The organism is Prosthecomicrobium sp. N25 (assembly GCF_037203705.1).
Classification (GTDB): domain Bacteria; phylum Pseudomonadota; class Alphaproteobacteria; order Rhizobiales; family Ancalomicrobiaceae; genus Prosthecodimorpha.
Genome location: NZ_JBBCAT010000002.1, coordinates 465,794 through 482,691, shown reverse-complemented (window position 1 = coordinate 482,691; position 16,898 = coordinate 465,794). Strand labels below are relative to the sequence as shown.

The following is a 16,898-nucleotide window of genomic DNA, read 5'->3' as shown; positions in this document are numbered from 1 at the left end:
CGACGTCGCCCACGGGGCGCCGGTCGCGGCCGGCCGGTTGGCCCGGCTCTGGCGTCTTCCTCGTGCCCCTACAATGGCATGGGCTATGGTGGATGCATAGCAGACCCTTGACAGACAGGGAGGCCCTCTGTCAGGTACGGCTGCCGCCGGATTTGCTCCCGGACGCCCTCCCCCCTGAGCCGTCGTCGCCCCCCGGAACGCTGCGGATTTTCCGAAGTCCCGCGCGCGACCGCGATCGCCGGAGCCCCTGCGAGGGGCCGGCGGCGACGGGCCTGGGCCGCATCAGACTTTCGTCGGGGGCCTCAGAGGCGCTCGATGTCGGCGAGGGTCGCGGCCGACAGGGAGAGGCCCTCCTGCTCGGCGCGGCGGCGCAGCGTCAGCCGCCGTCGGCCCGGCAGCCGGGCGCCCGGCTCCCCGGCCACGGCCGCCGCCAGCCGTCCCATGCGGACGACTGCCTCCGGGCCCCCAAGCGCCTCCGGCGAGAGGACCAGGATCAGTTGCCCGGTTCCCGGCGGCCCGCCCTCGGCGTCGAGGAACGAGGTCGCCTCGGCCGCGAAGGTGGCGCCGGTCAACCCCGCCGCCAGGAGTTCGACCATCAGCGCCAGCGCCGTGCCCTTCTGGTCGCCCATCGGCACCATGGTGCCGGCCAGCGCCGCGTCGGGGTCGGTTGTCGGCCGGCCGTCCGCGTCGAGGGCCCAGCCCTCCGGAATCGGCTCGCCCTTCCGCTTGGCCGCCATGATCCGACCGCGCGCCACCTTGGAGAGCGACAGATCGATGACCAGCGGCGCGTCTCCGGGCAGCGGGCACGCGAAGGCGATCGGGTTCGTGCCGAAGAGCCCGCGCCGACCACCCCAGGGCGCGATCGCGTGCGGAGTGTTGGCGAAGAGGAGCGCGGCGAGCCCCTGCTCGGCGAGACGCTCCACGACGGTCCCGGCCGCGCCGCAATGGTGCGACCGGTGGATCGCCGCGGCCGCCAGTCCCTGAGAGGCCGCGATCCCGGGCAGTTCGGCGAGCGCCCGGTCGATCGCCGGATACGCGAAGCCGTGCGCCGCGTCGACCCGGATCACCGCCGGCGCCGTCCGGACCACCGTCGGGCTCGCGAAGCCGTCCACCTTGCCGGCTCGCGCCTGCGCGGCGTAGCTCGCCACCCGCGACAGCCCGTGCCCGGCATGGCCGTCCGCCTCGGCGGCGACCAGGGCGGCGGCGGTCGATCGGGCGTTCGCCTCGGCGGTGCGGTTTCGTTGCAGGGCGGCGGCGACCAGGTCGCGCGCCTCGGCGAGGGTCAGGATGCGGTCCGTCATCGGCGGCTCCGGGTGTCTAGAGCACGTGCCGGGCGAGGTGCCGGATGGCGAGATCCGCGATCAGGCGGCTGACGCGCTCGTTCGATTCGACCGTCACCCCGGCGATGTGGGGCGTGAGCAGCAGGTTGGGGCAATCCGCGAAGCGGGCCCCGTCCGCCGCCGACAGCGGCTCCTTGTCGAAGACGTCGAGGGCCGCCCCGCCGAGCCGGCCGGCCTTCAGGGCGAAGGCCAGGGCCGCCTCGTCCACAACCCCGCCGCGCGCCGCGTTGATGAGGACGGCGCCGGGCTTCATCCCGGCCAGGACCGCGGCGGAGATCATGCCGCGGGTCGCCGGCGTCAGGGGCACGTGCAGGCTCACGACATCCGCCGCGCCCGTCAGGCTCTCCAGGGTCTCGTGCCGGAGAATCGCCGTCCAGGCCGGGTCCTCCGCCGGCACCAGCGGGTCGAAGCCCGCGATGCGGAACCCGAGCGCACCGGCGATGCGCGCCGTCTCCCGCGCGATGCGGCCGACGCCGACGAGTCCGAGCGTCTTGCCCGCCGCCTCCCGGCCGATCAGGGCGTTGCGCGGCCACGAGCCAGCCGCCACCGCCGCGCTGGCTCCCCAGGCCCCGCGCAGGAGCACCAGGGCCGCCGTGATCACGTATTCGGCGACCGACAGGTCGTTGGCGCCGGTCGCCGGGTGGACCGCGATCCCGCGCGCCGCACAGGCGTCCATGTCGATGTTGTCGAGCCCGACGCCGAGCCGGCCGACCATTTCCAGGTGCGGCGCCCGCTCCAGGAGGGCCGGGCGCACCTGCGTGCGGTTGCGCACGATCAGAACCACGCAGTCGGCGAGCGCCGCCGCCAGCGCCTCGGGCTTGTCGACGAGCGCGGGGTCGTAGAGCGTCTCCGCATGGCGGGCGATGTCCGCCACCGCCGGCTCGTCCATGAATTCCGTGATGACGACGCGCGCCATGGGCGTGCCCCCTTCGACCGGCCGACCGGAAAAGGACACCCGGCCGCACCCTGGGAGCGGGCGGCCGGGCGGGGAGGAACTCAGGCCGAGCGGTACAGCTTGGTCATGACGAACTCCCGGTGCCCGAGCGCCTCGGCGGCGGTGAGCCGACCGTTGGCGGTCCGGACGATCATCTCGATCAGGCTGTCGCCGGCCTCCGGGATCGTCATGTCCCGGCGCAGCACGCCGGAGACGTCGACGTCGATGTGCTCCGGCATGGTCCGCATGGTCTTCGGGTTGCCGGAGATCTTGATGACCGGAACGATCGGATTGCCGATCACGTTCCCCTGGCCCGTGGGGAAGGTGTGGATGACGTAGCCCGCCGCCGCCATCAGGGTCACGCACTCGGCCGCGGCCGAGGACGTGTCCATGAAGTAGAGCCCCGGCCCCGCCGCCGGCGCCTCCGCGGGCTCCAGGACCTCGATGTAGCGGCAATCCCGGCCGATCTTCTCGAGGTTGCCGAGGGCCTTCTCCTCGATGGTGGTCAGCCCGCCCGCGATATTGCCCTTCGTGGGCTGGCTGTCCGAGAGGTCGTCGGTCTTGTGCGCCTCGATGACGTCGTCCTGGTAGGCCTTCCAGACCCGGAACCACTTTTCACCGATCTCCGGGCTCGCGGCCCGGGCCTTGGCGAGGTGCTCGGCGCCGGTGATCTCCGAGGTCTCGCCGAAGCAGCCGTAGATGCCCTTCGGGATCAGCTTGTCGTACATGTTGCCGACGGTCGGGCAGGAGGAGAGGCCCGTGGTGGTGTCGCTCTCGCCGCACTTGGTCGAGATCCACAGCTCCGAGATGTCGACCGTCTCGCGCGGCAGCTCGGAGGCCCATTGCAGCATCTTCTTGGCCTCGTACGAGGCCTTGGCGATCGTCGCGATGTCGCCGTGGCCCTCGATCCCGAAGCCGACCACCGGCTTGCCGGTGGCCGCGATGCCGTCGACGACCCGCTTGGTCCAGCCTTCCTCGATGCCGATCACCACCACGGCGGCCACGTTGGGGTTGGCGCCGGTGCCGATCAGCGTGCGGAAGTGAAGCTCGAGGTCCTCGCCGAACTGCAGCCGCCCGTAGGCGTGCGGCAGCGCGAGGGTGCCCTTGATCGTGTTGGCGACCGCCTCGCAGGCGGCATTGGAGAGGTCGTCGAGCGGCAGGATGACGACGTGGTTGCGCACGCCCACGCGGCCGTTCGCGCGGCGCCAGCCGGTGACCTTCAGGTTGGACAATTCGACACCCATGGCGACCTCACCAGCGCTTCGTCTTGAGATTTTGCACATGCACGTGGCCGCCGGCCTGGACGTCGCCGACCATCCGGCCGATGTCCTGGCCGTACTTGATCGCCGTGTCGCCGGCCTTCAGGTCCCTGAGCGCCACCTTGTGGCCGATCGGAACGTCCCCCCGGGCCGTCAGCCGGAAGGACGAATTGTCGTGGGTGACGACGCACAGCATGTCGGTCCCGGCCGTCAGGCCTTCGACGACCACCACGCCGACGTTGTCGTCGTGTTCGTGGACGAGCAGATGCGGATGGCTCATGGTGTCCGGACGCTCCCCTCTTCGGCTTGTTCTCGCGTTGGGCAGGGGCGGGCGGGTCGCACACCCCGGGCGGGCCCGGTCGACAGGCCCGAAAAGATATCTTATATAAGACTGAACAGACCCCCGCCGTCAACAAGGGTTCTCATGGCCGACCGAACTTCCTCCGAGGACGACCGAAGGCCGGGCCGGACGGTCGGCTTCCGGCCCCTCTACCGCCAGGTCCGCGACATGTTCGAGCAGCGGATCGCGGAGGGCACCTGGGCCGCCGGCCAGATCCTGCCGAGCGAGATGCAACTGGCGAGCGAGCTGTCGGTCAGCCAGGGCACGGTGCGCAAGGCCCTCGACGAGATGACGGCCGACAACATCCTGGTCCGCCGCCAGGGCCGCGGCACCTACGTGGCGAGCCACGACGAGAAGCGGATCCTGTTCCAGTTCTTCAAGCTGACGCCCGACGACGGGCCGCTCAGGTTCCCGGATTCGGTGGTCACCGAGGCCGTCCGGCGCGTCGCGCTGCCCTCCGAGCGGGACCGGCTCGGACTGACCGGCACCGACGAGGTCGTCGCCATCGAGCGGACGCGCTCGCTCTCCGGCGAGCCGGTTCTGGTGGAGCGGATCGTGGCGCCCGCCGACGCCCTGCCGGGGATCGAGATCGGCGAGATCCCCAACAACCTCTACGGGCTCTATTCGGAGCGCTACGGCGTCGTCGTGGTCCGCGCCCAGGAGAAGCTCAAGGCCGTGGCGGCCGGTCCCCGCGAGGCCGCCGCCCTCGGGGTGCCCGAAGGCACGCCCCTCCTGGCCATCGACCGCCTGGCCTGGTCGGTCGACGGTCGTCCGATCGAATGGCGCGTCAGCATGTGCCTCACCGACCGCCACCACTACCTGAGCGACCTCAAGTAGCGGTCCCGGCCGGCGCGCCTCAGAAGCGGACGACCTCGCCCGACCGGGCGCTCTCCTCCGCGGCGAGCCCGATGCGCACCGCCGCCAGCCCGTCCTCGAGGCCGACCTCCGGCCGGCCGCCCTTGCGCACGATCTCCAGGAAGCGCGCGTGCTGGAAGTAGGTCGAGCCGTGGTGGTCGCCGACCTTCAGGATTGCCTCGTCGACCTTCGGCACCTCGCGGACCTGACGCTTGGTCTCCCGGTCCGAGATCACCACCTCGGCCTCCCGCTCCACGTGGCCCGGCCAGAACCGCGCCGGCCCGGGGCAGCGCGCCTCGACCTTGGCCTTGTCGCCGGTCGCCGCGATGTCCTCCTGGAAGTAGGTGCCTTCCGCGAACATGCAGAGGTCGAGCATGGCCCGGACCCCGTTGGCGAAGTCGACGGTCACGAAGGCATTGTCGAGGATGTCGGGCTGCCGCCCCCCGTAGCGTTCGTCCACGTGGTTCACGTCCATCGCCCCGGAGGCGTAGACGCGCACCGCCTCGCTCTCGGTGATGAGGCGCATCAGGTCGAAGAAGTGGCAGCACTTCTCCACGAGCGTGCCGCCCGTGTTCTGGGAAAAGCGGTTCCAGTCGCCCACCTTCTTCAGGAAGGGGAAGCGGTGCTCGCGGATCGCCAGCATCTTGAGGCGCCCGATCTCGCCCCCGTGAACCGCCTGCACCAGCCGCGCCACCGGAGCCATGTAGCGGTATTCCATGGCCACCCAGAGCGGCGCGCTGCGCCCCTCCGCCAGCGCCCTCAGCCTTGCGGCATCGGCCCAGTCGGTGATCACCGGCTTCTCGGCGAGGATCGGAAGGTTCGAGGGCATCACGTCCGCCAGGATCCCGGCATGCGTGTGGTTGGGGCTCGCGATCAGGAGCACGTCGGCGAGGCCGGCCGATAGGATCGCCCGGTAGTCCGCGAAGGCACGGCAGCCCTCGCCGGCGAGCCGGGCGGCGCTCTCCCGCATGCCCTCGTCCGGGTCCGCCACCGCGACCACGCGGGCGTCGGGCAGGAGGGCGATGTTGCGGATGTGCTCCTGGCCCATCATGCCGGAGCCGATCAGGGCGTAGCGGGTGGTCATGGCCGGATCCTCAGGCGATTTCGAGAACGGGGAGGCCGAGCGCGCCCGCGACGGCCCGGAGCTGCGGCCGCCACTCGCCATACGCGAAGGCGAAGTGGTGCTCGAGGCCCTCGCCCATGATGCGCTCGGCCACGGTGCCGGCGTCGGCGTCGAAGCGCAGGACCCCGGAGGTTCCGGTGAAGCTCATCGGCGCCTGCAGCATGGTCGCCCCGGCGATCATCAGCCGCGGCCGACCCTGCGCCTGGGTGAAGCGCGCCGCCGTGATGCGGCCCGGCTTCAGGGCGAACTCGTGGAGAAGCGGCATGCGCCGGTTCGAATGGATGGTGGCCCGCGGCGGGGTCGAGGGATCCGCCATGGTGAGCGGCGCCAGCCCGCAGTGCCAGACGACCCCGGTATCGGAGGCCGGATCGAGGTCGACCAGGTCGACGAGCAGCGACGGCTCTCCGGCGAGCTCCTGCAGGACAAGCGCCGACAGCGCCCCGTAGACGTCCGCCTCGCAGGCCGCCGGCACCTTGGCGCCGTTCATCATCGCCATCGGGCCGCAGGCCGCGCAGCCGTACTCGGTGAACATCTCCGGCCAGCAGCGGACAGCCAGCGCGTCGAGCGACTTCTCGCGCGCCAGGTCCGAGAGCCCCGCGAAGACCCGGAGCGACCGGTCGAGCTGCTCCTGGTCGACCGCGTCGAGGCCGCCGAGCCGCGTCGCGGTCTCGGCCCTCACGGCGGCGATGCGCCCTGGATCGGCGGCGCGCGCCCGGTCGAACAGGGCCGGCAGTTCGATCCGCTCCGCCGACGCCCCGCACAGCCGCGCCATGGCGTCCGGATCGTACGCGCAGGTGTCGAAGCCGAGCGGGTGCTCGCCGACGACCCCGATCCGCGCGTTCCCGAGCCGCTTCAGGACGCCCGCGACCGCCTTGGCGTCGACGAAGGTCGCGTCCGGCCGGTCCTCGACCCCGCGGCCCTCGGCCGCGAGGCCGCCGGAGACGAGGAGCGCGAGGGATTCGTCGAGGCCGGGTGAGTCCGGCGCCGCATAGAGCCAGCCGAAGTCCTTGCCCCTGAGCTTCAGCGCGTGGGCGGCCAGGTTGAGGCCGCAGAAGGCGTTGAGGCGCAGCCGCCCGCCGGCCCGCGGCTCCGGCACGGCCCAGAGCAGGAGCGGCGCCGTCAGCTCCTCGGCGATCACGCAGGTCATCGACGCGTCCGTGAAGGTGACCTGCAGCACCAGGACCCGGTCGAGCGCCTCGCCCTTCAGGGCGGCCAGCGCCTCGCGGGTCGCCGCCGCGTCGAAGAGCAGGCCGCGCGGCCCGACCAGGTCGTGGCCGGTCGCGTCGAGCGCCGCGAAGGCGGCGGCGGCCTGCGCCTCCGCGAAGGGCACGTCGAAGGTCGGGCGGGCGAGCGGAAGGACGCCGATGCGCATGGGCAGGGAACTCCGGAAGGGACTTCAGGCGACGCCGTCGAAGCCCGGATAGTCGAAACGGAAGCGGTGGTCGGGCGGCGACACCCGGGTGGAGCCGCCGTGGAGGGGATGGTCGAACCAGGGGAGCGCGGCCTCGTCGGTCAGGCGGTTCAGCGCGTCCATGTAGGGAACCGAGTCCGCGCGCAAGCCGCTCCGGATCGCATCCCAGTCCGGGAAGGCCTCGAAGGCGTCGGCCCAGATGGCGCGCCCGGCGAGATACCCGGAGGCCCCGGCCCGGTACGCATGGGTGAGGATGCGCCGGAACGCCTCCTTGCCGGCCCCGGCCGAGAGCATCACCCAGGGCCGCCCCGCGAGCCGGCCCATCTCGTCGAAGAGCCGCTGGGTCTCCTCCCAGCCTTCGCCGCCGACGCCGGGCACGGAAGCGGCCTCGACCGGGCTCTCCAGCTTGAAGACGTCGATGCCGTAGTCGGCCCCCGCGAAGGCCTCGACCGAGCGCAGCACGTCGTCGGCGCGCTTGCCCTGCATCTCGACGTAGTCCTTCGTCTGATGCGCGTCGCGGGCGAGCGGATAGACCAGGAGTTCGAACAGGAACGGGATGTCGTAGCGCGCGCAGGCCTCGCCGATCCGCTTGGTGAAGTCCTGCTGGTGGCGGTTGACCGCCGGGTCGGCGTCGGGCCGGTACCAGGCGAGCACCTTCACGGCGTCGCCCCCCACCCGCTTGATCTTCTCCACCGACCAGTGGTCGATCTCGCTCGACAGCCGCCCGCCCTCGGTCTCGCGGAAGATCGAGTCCTCCAGCGTCACGATCAGGCCCTTCGTGGGCGAGAGCCGGTGGACCCCCGCCGGCAGCGCGAAATGCGGGTCGAGCAGCAGCGCGGAGGACTGCGCCTGCAGTTCCTCGATCAGCATGGCCTTGAAGCCGGCCACGTCCTCCCAGGGCGCCTCGGCGAGCCCCCGCTTCGCCGCGATCGGCTTCTTGATCGGCGGGCGCTGGTCGACGGCTGTCATCTTGAAGCGGCCGTTGGCGTCGGCCATGCGGCGCATGCCCCAGAGCTTGCCGGCGGAAAGGGTCATGGAACTGCCTCCTCGGGAAGGGGATGGGCGGCCAGCGCGTCCACGACCTCCGATCGGGTCGGGACCCCGGCGCGGCCGCCGAAGCGGGTGCATTTCAGCGCCGCCGTGACGTTGGCGAAGCGGGCCGCCTCCGCTTCGCGGGCGCCTTCGGCGAGCCGCAGCGCGAAGGCCCCGTGCCAGACGTCTCCGGCGCCGAGCGTGTCGACGGCCGCGACGACGAGCGTCGGCACGCGTCGGACCTCGCCGTCGGCGAGGAAGAGCGTTCCGGCCGCGCCGTCCGTGACCGCGAGCCAGCCGGGCGCATGGGCACGGGCGGCGCGCAGGCCTGCGGCAAGGTCGCGCGTGCCCGTCAGGTCGGCGAGGCCCTGCGCCGAGAAGACCACGTGGGAGGCGAGCGACAGGGCCGGAGCCAGCCCGGCCCAGGGCGCCTCGCCGTCCAGGATCCCGGCGACGCCGCTCCGGTTGGCGACCCCCATGGCCCGCTCCGCCCCGGCCGGCCAGCGGGTGTCCGCGAGGACGGCCCGTATCCCGCGCGGCAGCGAATCCGGGATGAGGTCCGTGGCGTCGGGCAGGTCCGGGTCGCGGTAGTTCACGATGAGCCGCTCGCCCGCGGCGTCGACCAGCACGGCGGAGAGCGACGAGCGCCGGCCGGTGAAGCGCCCCACATTCGAGCAGTCGACCCCAAAGGCCTCCAGATCCCGCACGATCAGGTCGCCCACCTCGTCGGCCCCGAGCCGGCTCGCCAGCAGGGCGTCGCCGCCCAGCACCGCCACGGCGACCGCCGCATTCGCCCCGCAACCGCCGCCGACGGCCGCGAAGCTCGAGGCGCGGTACTTCTCGGCGCGGTCCGGCATGCGGTCGAGCCCGAACACGAAGTCGTGCACCGCGACACCGGCGATCAGAACACCCGTCATGATGGCGTCATCCCTTCACGCCGCCGGCCGTCAGCCCGCCGACCACCCGCTCCTGGAAGATCGCGATGATGACGCAGACCGGCACGATGGCAACCACCAGGGCCGCCGAGATGATCGGCCAGGGGAACGAGAACTCCCCCTGGTAGAGCGTGATCCCCACCGGCACCGTCCGGCTCGCCACCCGGCTCGACAGGGTCAGGGCGAGCAGGAATTCGTCCCAGGCGTTGACGAAGGCGAGGATCGCGGCGGTGAAGACCCCCGGCGCGGTCAGGGGGATGACCACGTGCCAGAGCGCGCCGAGCCGGGTGCAGCCGTCGATCATCGCGGCGTTCTCGAGGTCGGCCGGGATGTCCTGGAAGAAGCTCATCAGGACCAGGGTGCAGACCGGCATCGACAGCACCGCATAGGGCAGCACCAGCGCCGGCCAGGTGTTGAGGAGTTCCAGCGCCCGCATGACCTGGAACAGCGGCACCATGAGCGAGACGAGCGGGAACATGGCGACCGCCAGGAGGACGGTCAGGATGACGTTTCGATACGGGAGCCTCAGGCGGACGAGCGCATAGGCGGCGAGGGCGGATACCACGACGCAAAGGGCGGTCGACAGGGTCGCCACCGCCACGGAGTTCCACAGGAACTTCAGGATCGGCTGGTCGACGAAGACGCGCACGTAGTTGTCGAGGGTCGGCGCCGCCGGGATGATGGTGATCGGCTGGCGCATCAGCTCGCTCTCGGTCTTGAGCGAGGTGAAAAGGATCCAGAGCGCCGGGAAGAAACCGTTCAGCGCCACGATCGCGGCGGCGATCCAGGTCATCCGGCGGCGGTCGGGGAGGCGGTCCATCTCAGGCGTCCTTGTCGCGTCGGGTGTAGCGCAGGTAGCCGGCCGTGGCGACCGACGAGACGACGAACATCAGGACGGCCAGCGCCGAGCCGTAGCCGAAGTCGAGGAAGTCGATCGTGGTCTTGTGGATGAACATGGCGAGCGTCTCGGTCGACGAACCCGGCCCGCCGTTCGTCATCGCATAGGGGATGTCGAAGGTCTGGATCGCCGTGATGGTACGGAAGATCAACGCCACCACGATCGCGGGCCTGAGCATCGGCAGGGTGATCTCGACGAACTGCTGCCATTTCGAAGCACCGTCGACCGCCGCGGCCTCGTAGAGCGACTTCGGGATGGTCTGCAGGCCGGCGAGCAGCACGAGCGCCGCGAAGCTCGACGTCTTCCACATGATCGCGATGCAGATCGCGAACTGGGCCAGCACCGTGTCGGTCAGCCAGGGCAGACGGCCGATGCCGACCAGCACGAGCACATGGTTCACCAGCCCCTGGTTGTACTCGAAGAACCAGCGGAAGATCAGGCCGGCGAAGACCAGCGGCAGCGCCCAGGGCAGGAGCAGCCCGAGCCGCACCGGCCACTTCACCCGGAAGGGCTGGTTGGCGAGCAGCGCCAGCCCGAGCCCGACCGCGACCGCCCCCGGGACCGTCACCACGATATAGAGGGCGGTGTTGGCGACGCCCTCCCAGAAGCGCGGGTCGGCGAGAGCCCTCTGGTAGTTCTCCAGCCCCACGAAGGGCGTCCCGAGCCAGGGCTCGGCGAGCCGCTCCATGTAGAAGCTCGACTGGATCAGCCGCGCGATCGGGTAGACGACCACCAGCGCCAGCAGCCCGAAGGCGGGCACCAGAAGCGCGAACCCGAGGCGCTGCTCGGCGCGTTCCAGCGCGGTGAGCCGGTGGCGCGCCGGTGCCGGCGGCGCGGCGATCGGCAGGGCGGTCGAGGCGTCGGCCATGGTCGGGTGCCCGGGACGGATTGGCGGGAGCCCCCCGGCGGGGAGGCGGCGGCGCGGGTCCGCCGGGGCGGCTCGCCGCCCCGGATGCGATCGGAGGCGTCCGGCCCGGCGCGGAGCCGGACCGGCACTGGGCTTCAGCGGTAGATGCCGCCGAGCCGGGTGCTCATGTCCTGGAGCGCCGCCTCGGCGGTCTTCGAGCCCGCCAGGTAGGCGTTCATGTTGGTCCGGATGATCTCCGAGACCTCGTTGTAGCGCGGGGTCACGGGCCGCGAGCGGGCCGACTGGACGACCGGCAGGGCGTCCTTGAACCAGGGATTGGCCTCCAGCACGGCGGCGTCCGTGTAGACCTCCGGGAAGACCGGCAGGTGCGAGGCGAGGATCGCCTGCATCTTGGACACCTCGGGGCTCGACAGGAACAGGGCGAGCTTGGCCGCCGCTTCCTTGTTCTTCGAGTAGGACGAGATGGCGATCTGCCACCCGCCCACGCAGGTCGCCGCCTTGTCGGCCGTGAAGCCCGGCAGCGGCACGACCCCGATCTTGTCCTTGACCGCGCTGTCGCCGTCGTTCTGCAGGCGGTTCCAGACGTAGCCCCAGGTCATCCCGTAGAGCAGATTGCCGGCCTGCATGTTCTGGCGGATCCGGTCGGTCGGGATCTCGGCGATGTTGGCGGGCAGCACGTTGGAGGCCTTGAGGCCGCCCCAGAGTTCGAAGGGCTTCTTGGCCGCGTCCGTGGCGAGCGACAGCTTGCCGGCCGCGTCGGTCAGCGCGCCGCCGGCGCCCCAGACCGGGACCAGGTAGGTGCACACCGTCCCCTCGATCGGCGCGCCCGCGGTCTGGAAGCCCGACAGGTTGGCGTTGCCCTCGGCCTTCATGACCTTCTCGGCCGTATCCTTCAGCTCCGCCCAGGTGGTCGGCGCCTTGAGACCGTGCTTCGCCAGCAGGTCCTTGCGGTAGTAGAGGAATTGCGCGTCCGCGAAATAGGGCAGCGCCACCACTTGGCCGTTGACGATGTTGGCCTCCCGGTAGGCCGGGAGGTAGCGGGCCATGATCTTGTCCTTGTCGGCGCCGAGATACCTGTCCATCGGCTCGGCCCACTGCGCCGCCTGCCACTGGGCGGGCCGGATCACGTCGATGAGGATCAGGTCGAGCGTCGAGTCCTTCGAGGCCAGCACCGTGTTGAGATACTGCTGCTGCTGCTCCGAGGTGGCGCCGCCGACCTCGACCTCGGCCTTCACGCCGGGATTGCGCTCCTGGTAGACGTCCAGGATCTTGCGCATCACGTCGGGGCGCTGCTGCCCGCCGGTGAAGATCTTCAGGCTCTGCGCCGAGGCCGCGCCCGCGAAGGCGACGGCGAAGGCCGAGACGGCGGTCGTCAGCAGAATGCAGTTCCTCATCGATGTCCTCCCGGTACGGTGCGCCGCCCTGGGCTCATGGCCGGGCGGTAGGGTCGGTGGCTCAGAAGATCGCGGCCCCGCTGTCGGGGTCGAAGAGATGCATGGATTCGAGGGCGAGCACGACCGGCATCCGGCTGCCGGCGACGAGCCGCACCTCGGGCGGGAAGCGGCCGGTGATCTCGGCTTCGCCGATGCGCAGCCGGCCGAGGGTCTCCGAGCCGAGCGGCTCGGCCAGGATCACGTCCGCCTCCACCGTCAGCGAGCCGGGGCCCTTGGCCTGCGTGCCGATGTGCTCGGGCCGGAGGCCGAACTCCACCGGGCGGCCCGCGAAGGCCGCGGCCCGGCTCTGCGCCGGCTCCGGCACGGGCAGCACGATGTCGCCGCCGAGGCGCACCGCGGCGCCCTCGGCCTCGACCCGCGCCGGCGCGAAGTTCATCGGCGGCGAGCCGGTGAAGCCCGCGACGAAGCGGTGGGCGGGCCGGTTGTAGATCGCGTCCGGGCTGCCGACCTGCATGATGCGGCCGCCCTGCAGGACGACGATGCGGTCGGCGAGCGTCATCGCCTCGACCTGGTCGTGCGTGACGTAGATCGACGTGGTGCCGATCCGCTGGTGCAGCTTCTTGATCTCGACCCGCATCTCCGAGCGCAGGAGCGCGTCGAGGTTCGACAGCGGCTCGTCGAACAGGAAGGCCTTGGGGTTGCGCACGATGGCGCGGCCCATGGCGACGCGCTGCCGCTGGCCGCCGGAGAGCTGGCGCGGCTTGCGTTCGAGCAGGTGGCGGATCTGCAGGACGTCGGCCGCCTGCTCGACCTTGGCGCGGATCTCGGCCTCGGGCCGCTTCCGGAGCTTCAGCCCGAACGCCATATTGTCGTAGACGCTCTTGTGGGGATAGAGCGCGTAGTCCTGGAACACCATGGCGATGTCCCGGTCGCGCGGCGGCAGGTCGTTGACGACCCGCTCGCCGATGCGGATCTCGCCGCCGGAGACGGACTCCAGGCCGGCGATCATCCTGAGCAGCGTCGACTTCCCGCAGCCCGACGGACCGACGAACACGACGAATTCGCCGGACCGGATGGCGAGGTCGACCCCGTGCACGACCGTCACGGTGCCGAACATCTTGACGACCTGGGCAAGGCTGATCTGGGCCATGGCGGGGACCGTCAGCAGAAGGCCGGATGGAAGGCGGACGCGCGAGATCGGCCGCTCGGTGGCGGATGGCACATGGGCAACCTCCCGGATGGGGGGGCCGGCGGGCCCCGGGCCGTCTGGCGCGGCCCTCACTGACCCTGACCATATCATGTCTTCTATAAGATACAAGACTGTCCGCATCGGCTTGGCGTCCCCTGCCGGGCGCGCGGATGCGAGACGCCGGTACGGGTTCTCCCCCGGTCAGTTTGGAATTGTTCTAACTCTTTGTTCCGGAAGGCAAATCAGGTTTGACACGAGGCCTCTGGGCCTCTATGACCGCTCCCGGTGCCGCTCGCCGGGCGGGCGGCACCGCCTGAACCGCAGGGCCTTGAACCCTGATGCGTCGAGGAGAACCCGATGTTCCGCAATGCCTTCCTGCCCGCCGCCGTCGGCCTGGCCCTGACCGCCGGCGCCGCCGCGGCCGCCGAGGTCAACGTCTACACCTACCGCGAACAGCCCCTGATCCAGCCGATCTTCGACCGCTTCACGAAGGAGACCGGCATCCGCGTGAACGTGATCTACGCCAACAAGGGACTGGAGGAGCGCATCCGCGCCGAGGCCGCCGCGAGCCCGGCCGACCTCCTCATCGCCACCGATGCGGCCATCCTCGAGAAGGCGCGCGGCATGGACATCGGCCAGCCGATCCGGTCCGCCGCCGTCGACAAGGCCGTGCCGGCCACCTTCCGCGACCCGAACGGCACCTGGACGGCGCTGACCTACCGCGCCCGGGTCGTCTACGCCTCGAAGGAGCGCGTGAAGGAGAACGCCCTCTCGTATGCCGACCTCGCCGACCCGAAGTGGAAGGGCAAGGTCTGCACCCGCTCGGGCCAGCACCCCTACAACATCGGGCTGATCTCGAACGTCATCGCCGACTACGGTCTCGACAAGGCCGAGGCCTGGCTGAAGGGCGTCAAGGCCAACCTGAACGGCAAGCCGGCGGGCAACGACCGCAGCCAAGTCAAGGCGATCTTCGCCGGAGAGTGCGACCTGGGCATAGGCAACACCTACTACTACGGGCTGATGGCGACCAACGACAAGGAGCCGGAGCAGAAGGAGTGGGCGAAGTCCGTCAAGGTGATCATGCCCACCTTCGAGTCCGGCGGCAGCCACGTCAACGTCTCCGGCGCCCTCCTGGCCCGGCACGCGCCCAACCGCGACGCCGCCGTCAAGCTGGTCGAGTTCATGGTCTCCAACGAGGCCCAGAAGCTCTACGCCGAGTTGAACTTCGAGTACCCGGTCGTCCCCGGCGTGGCCGTCGCCCCGCTGATCGCCGACCTCGGCACCGTCAAGCCCGACAAGCCGAATCTGGCCGAGGTGGCGAAGTTCCGCGCCAAGGCGAGCGAACTCGTCGACAGGGTCGCATTCGACGAGGGCCCCGCCAGCTAAGCCGTGGCCCGTCCCCGCGCCGCCCGGACCGCCGGGCCGGCGCGGGCGCCCTCCGAAACGTCCCGCCGTCCGGTCCCGCCCGCCGATGAGCCTGATCGAAGCCCCTGCCCCCGACGGCGCTGCCCGATCCCTCGTTCGCTCGGACGGGGGCGCCGGCTGGCGGGCCGCCGTCGTCGTCGTGGCGGGCCTGGCGGTGCTGCCCCTGGCCGTGCTCGTCGTCGTGGCGCTCGTCCCGGCCGGCGGCGACGACGGCACCTCGCCGTGGCTGCACCTGATCGGCACCGTCCTGCCCGGCTCCGCCTGGACCACGCTCAAGCTGATGGCCGGCATCGGCCTGACGACCGCCGTGATCGGGGTCGGCACCGCCTGGATCGTGGCGACCTGCCGCTTTCCGGGCCGCGGCGTCCTCGAATGGGCGCTGCTCCTGCCGCTCGCGATCCCGACCTACATCGTCGCCTACGCGCATGTGGAGCTGATGGACTACACCGGTCCGGCGCAGACGGCCCTGCGCTGGCTGTTCGGCTTCAAGTCCGCCCGCGACTACTGGTTTCCCTCGCCCCGCTCCCTCGGCGGCGCCATCTTCGTCATGAGTCTGGTGCTCTACCCCTACGTCTACATGACCGTCCGGGCCATCTTCGAACTCCAGTCCGCCGCCACCATCGAGGTCGCCCGCACGCTCGGCGCGAGCCCCTGGCGGGTGTTCTTCCGCGTCGCCCTGCCGCTCGCCCGGCCGGCGCTCGCGGTCGGCGTCACGCTCTCGCTGATGGAGTGCCTGAACGACATCGGCGCGGTCGAGTACCTGGGCGTCAAGACGCTCACCTTCGCGGTCTACGACACCTGGCTGAACCGCGGCAGCCTGTCCGGCGCCGCCCAGATCGCCTGCCTCATGCTGGTGGTCGTCTTCCTGCTGGTCTGGGCCGAACGCCACGCCCGTCGCGGCCAGCGCTTCGCCCACGCCGCCTCCAAGGCGCGGCCGCTCTCCGGCTACGAACTGGCGGGCTGGCGCGCCGCCCTGGCCTTTGCGGCCTGCGCCCTGCCGGTGCTGATGGGCTTCGTGGTGCCGGTCGTGCTCCTCGCCGACTACGCCTCGCGCCGGCTCGACGTCTTCGCCGATCCCGGGCTGATCCGGGCCGGGGTCAACAGCCTGCTCCTGGCGCTCTCCGCCGCGGCGCTGACGGTCGGCCTCGGCCTCGTCCTCGCCTATGCGGTGCGGCTGCGGCCGACGCGCCTCGTCCGCGCGCTCGCCCGGGCCAGCTCGGTCGGCTACGCGGTCCCGGGCGCCGTCCTGGCGGTCGGCATCCTGCTGCCGCTCGCCTACCTGGACAACCGCCTGAACGACCTCTCGGTCGCCCTGACCGGCACCGCCCTGGGGCTCGTCCTGGTCTCCTCGGGCGTCGGCCTCGTCTACGCCTACGTGGTCCGCTTCCTCGCCGTCTCGATCGGCTCGATCGAGTCCGGCCTCTCCAAGATCAGCCTGCACCTGGACATGGCGTCCCGGACCCTCGGGCGGACCGCCGAGCGGACGCTCGTCGAGGTCCACTTGCCGCTGCTCCGGCCCGTGCTCGTCTCCGCCGCGCTCCTGGTCTTCGTCGACGCCATGAAGGAGCTGCCCGCCACCCTGTTGCTCCGTCCGTTCAACGTCGAGACCCTGGCCACCTGGGTCTACGTCCAGGCCTCCCGCGAGGCGGTCGGCGACGCCGCGCCGGCCGCGCTCGCCATCGTGCTGGTCGGCCTGCTGCCTCTCGTCCTCCTCTCGCGGATCGGCAAGGTCGAGCGCCGCGGCACGAGCCGCCGCGGCCCGGCCGTGGCGCGCGGACCGGAAAGCCTGCTGGTCGAGCCCTGAAGGCGGCGCGCCTCGCACGGGCCCCAATGACGGTCGGACCTTTCGATCTGTCATTGCCGGGCGCGTCCCGGCGATCCGCTCCCCGAGGACC

Annotated in this window: 15 protein-coding genes; 3 read left to right on the top strand and 12 right to left on the bottom strand. The window is 71.3% G+C overall.

What is annotated here, in order from left to right:
- Nucleotides 1–302: 302 nt before the first annotated feature.
- The 4 genes from WBG79_RS17100 to WBG79_RS17085 form a co-directional block, all read right to left on the bottom strand.
- Nucleotides 303–1,301, bottom strand: coding sequence for an Ldh family oxidoreductase (locus tag WBG79_RS17100; RefSeq protein WP_337358395.1), 999 nt, complete (start codon nt 1,299–1,301; stop codon nt 303–305).
- Between the two features lie 16 nt (nt 1,302–1,317).
- Complete coding sequence (locus WBG79_RS17095; RefSeq protein WP_337358394.1) at nt 1,318–2,256, bottom strand: hydroxyacid dehydrogenase; 939 nt, start codon at nt 2,254–2,256, stop codon at nt 1,318–1,320.
- Nucleotides 2,257–2,336: 80 nt separating this feature from the next.
- Nucleotides 2,337–3,518: a UxaA family hydrolase gene (locus WBG79_RS17090; protein ID WP_337358393.1), complete on the bottom strand. Its 1,182-nt coding sequence runs from the start codon at nt 3,516–3,518 to the stop codon at nt 2,337–2,339.
- 7 nt (nt 3,519–3,525) lie between these two features.
- Complete coding sequence (locus tag WBG79_RS17085) at nt 3,526–3,813, bottom strand: UxaA family hydrolase (protein ID WP_337358392.1); 288 nt, start codon at nt 3,811–3,813, stop codon at nt 3,526–3,528.
- Between the two features lie 144 nt (nt 3,814–3,957).
- On the opposite strand from WBG79_RS17085, the gene WBG79_RS17080 reads away from it, so the two are divergent.
- Entirely contained in the window at nt 3,958–4,710 is a 753-nt protein-coding gene (locus WBG79_RS17080) for a GntR family transcriptional regulator (RefSeq protein WP_337358391.1), read from the top strand.
- 19 nt (nt 4,711–4,729) lie between these two features.
- Here the strand turns inward: WBG79_RS17080 and WBG79_RS17075 are convergent, their stop codons facing one another.
- The 8 genes from WBG79_RS17075 to WBG79_RS17040 all read right to left on the bottom strand — a co-directional run bounded on the left by WBG79_RS17075 (nt 4,730) and on the right by WBG79_RS17040 (nt 13,539).
- Complete coding sequence (locus tag WBG79_RS17075; RefSeq protein ID WP_337358390.1) at nt 4,730–5,812, bottom strand: Gfo/Idh/MocA family protein; 1,083 nt, start codon at nt 5,810–5,812, stop codon at nt 4,730–4,732.
- A 10-nt stretch (nt 5,813–5,822) separates the two neighbouring features.
- On the bottom strand, nt 5,823–7,223 hold the full coding sequence (locus WBG79_RS17070; protein WP_337358389.1) for an L-fucose/L-arabinose isomerase family protein: 1,401 nt from the start codon (nt 7,221–7,223) through the stop codon (nt 5,823–5,825).
- Between the two features lie 24 nt (nt 7,224–7,247).
- Nucleotides 7,248–8,297, bottom strand: coding sequence for a tagatose 1,6-diphosphate aldolase (locus WBG79_RS17065; protein WP_337358388.1), 1,050 nt, complete (start codon nt 8,295–8,297; stop codon nt 7,248–7,250).
- Entirely contained in the window at nt 8,294–9,211 is a 918-nt protein-coding gene (locus WBG79_RS17060; protein ID WP_337358387.1) for a PfkB family carbohydrate kinase, read from the bottom strand. Before WBG79_RS17060 ends, WBG79_RS17065 begins: the two co-directional genes overlap by 4 nt.
- Nucleotides 9,212–9,218: 7 nt before the next feature.
- Nucleotides 9,219–10,049: a carbohydrate ABC transporter permease gene (locus tag WBG79_RS17055; protein ID WP_337358386.1), complete on the bottom strand. Its 831-nt coding sequence runs from the start codon at nt 10,047–10,049 to the stop codon at nt 9,219–9,221.
- A 1-nt stretch (nt 10,050) separates the two neighbouring features.
- On the bottom strand, nt 10,051–10,995 hold the full coding sequence (locus WBG79_RS17050; protein ID WP_337358385.1) for a carbohydrate ABC transporter permease: 945 nt from the start codon (nt 10,993–10,995) through the stop codon (nt 10,051–10,053).
- A 134-nt stretch (nt 10,996–11,129) separates the two neighbouring features.
- Nucleotides 11,130–12,389, bottom strand: coding sequence for an ABC transporter substrate-binding protein (locus tag WBG79_RS17045; protein ID WP_337358384.1), 1,260 nt, complete (start codon nt 12,387–12,389; stop codon nt 11,130–11,132).
- 61 nt (nt 12,390–12,450) lie between these two features.
- Nucleotides 12,451–13,539, bottom strand: coding sequence for an ABC transporter ATP-binding protein (locus tag WBG79_RS17040; RefSeq protein ID WP_337358790.1), 1,089 nt, complete (start codon nt 13,537–13,539; stop codon nt 12,451–12,453).
- A gap of 396 nt (nt 13,540–13,935) precedes the next feature.
- Between WBG79_RS17040 and WBG79_RS17035 the strand changes: the two genes are divergently transcribed.
- Nucleotides 13,936–14,964 (top strand): extracellular solute-binding protein, encoded by a 1,029-nt coding sequence (locus WBG79_RS17035; protein WP_337358383.1) that lies wholly within the window; start codon nt 13,936–13,938, stop codon nt 14,962–14,964.
- A gap of 85 nt (nt 14,965–15,049) precedes the next feature.
- Nucleotides 15,050–16,807, top strand: coding sequence for an ABC transporter permease (locus tag WBG79_RS17030; protein WP_337358382.1), 1,758 nt, complete (start codon nt 15,050–15,052; stop codon nt 16,805–16,807).
- Nucleotides 16,808–16,898: the final 91 nt, after the last annotated feature.

Excerpts from the sequence above, each read along its gene's own strand:
- WBG79_RS17100 (WP_337358395.1), bottom strand. The coding sequence starts at position 1,301 with ATGACGGACCGCATCCTGACCCTCGCCGAGGCGCGCGACCTGGTCGCC.
- WBG79_RS17095 (WP_337358394.1), bottom strand. The coding sequence starts at position 2,256 with ATGGCGCGCGTCGTCATCACGGAATTCATGGACGAGCCGGCGGTGGCG.
- WBG79_RS17090 (WP_337358393.1), bottom strand. The coding sequence starts at position 3,518 with ATGGGTGTCGAATTGTCCAACCTGAAGGTCACCGGCTGGCGCCGCGCG.
- WBG79_RS17085 (WP_337358392.1), bottom strand. The coding sequence starts at position 3,813 with ATGAGCCATCCGCATCTGCTCGTCCACGAACACGACGACAACGTCGGC.
- WBG79_RS17080 (WP_337358391.1), top strand. The coding sequence starts at position 3,958 with ATGGCCGACCGAACTTCCTCCGAGGACGACCGAAGGCCGGGCCGGACG.
- WBG79_RS17075 (WP_337358390.1), bottom strand. The coding sequence starts at position 5,812 with ATGACCACCCGCTACGCCCTGATCGGCTCCGGCATGATGGGCCAGGAG.
- WBG79_RS17070 (WP_337358389.1), bottom strand. The coding sequence starts at position 7,223 with ATGCGCATCGGCGTCCTTCCGCTCGCCCGCCCGACCTTCGACGTGCCC.
- WBG79_RS17065 (WP_337358388.1), bottom strand. The coding sequence starts at position 8,297 with ATGACCCTTTCCGCCGGCAAGCTCTGGGGCATGCGCCGCATGGCCGAC.
- WBG79_RS17060 (WP_337358387.1), bottom strand. The coding sequence starts at position 9,211 with ATGACGGGTGTTCTGATCGCCGGTGTCGCGGTGCACGACTTCGTGTTC.
- WBG79_RS17055 (WP_337358386.1), bottom strand. The coding sequence starts at position 10,049 with ATGGACCGCCTCCCCGACCGCCGCCGGATGACCTGGATCGCCGCCGCG.
- WBG79_RS17050 (WP_337358385.1), bottom strand. The coding sequence starts at position 10,995 with ATGGCCGACGCCTCGACCGCCCTGCCGATCGCCGCGCCGCCGGCACCG.
- WBG79_RS17045 (WP_337358384.1), bottom strand. The coding sequence starts at position 12,389 with ATGAGGAACTGCATTCTGCTGACGACCGCCGTCTCGGCCTTCGCCGTC.
- WBG79_RS17040 (WP_337358790.1), bottom strand. The coding sequence starts at position 13,539 with ATGGCCCAGATCAGCCTTGCCCAGGTCGTCAAGATGTTCGGCACCGTG.
- WBG79_RS17035 (WP_337358383.1), top strand. The coding sequence starts at position 13,936 with ATGTTCCGCAATGCCTTCCTGCCCGCCGCCGTCGGCCTGGCCCTGACC.
- WBG79_RS17030 (WP_337358382.1), top strand. The coding sequence starts at position 15,050 with ATGAGCCTGATCGAAGCCCCTGCCCCCGACGGCGCTGCCCGATCCCTC.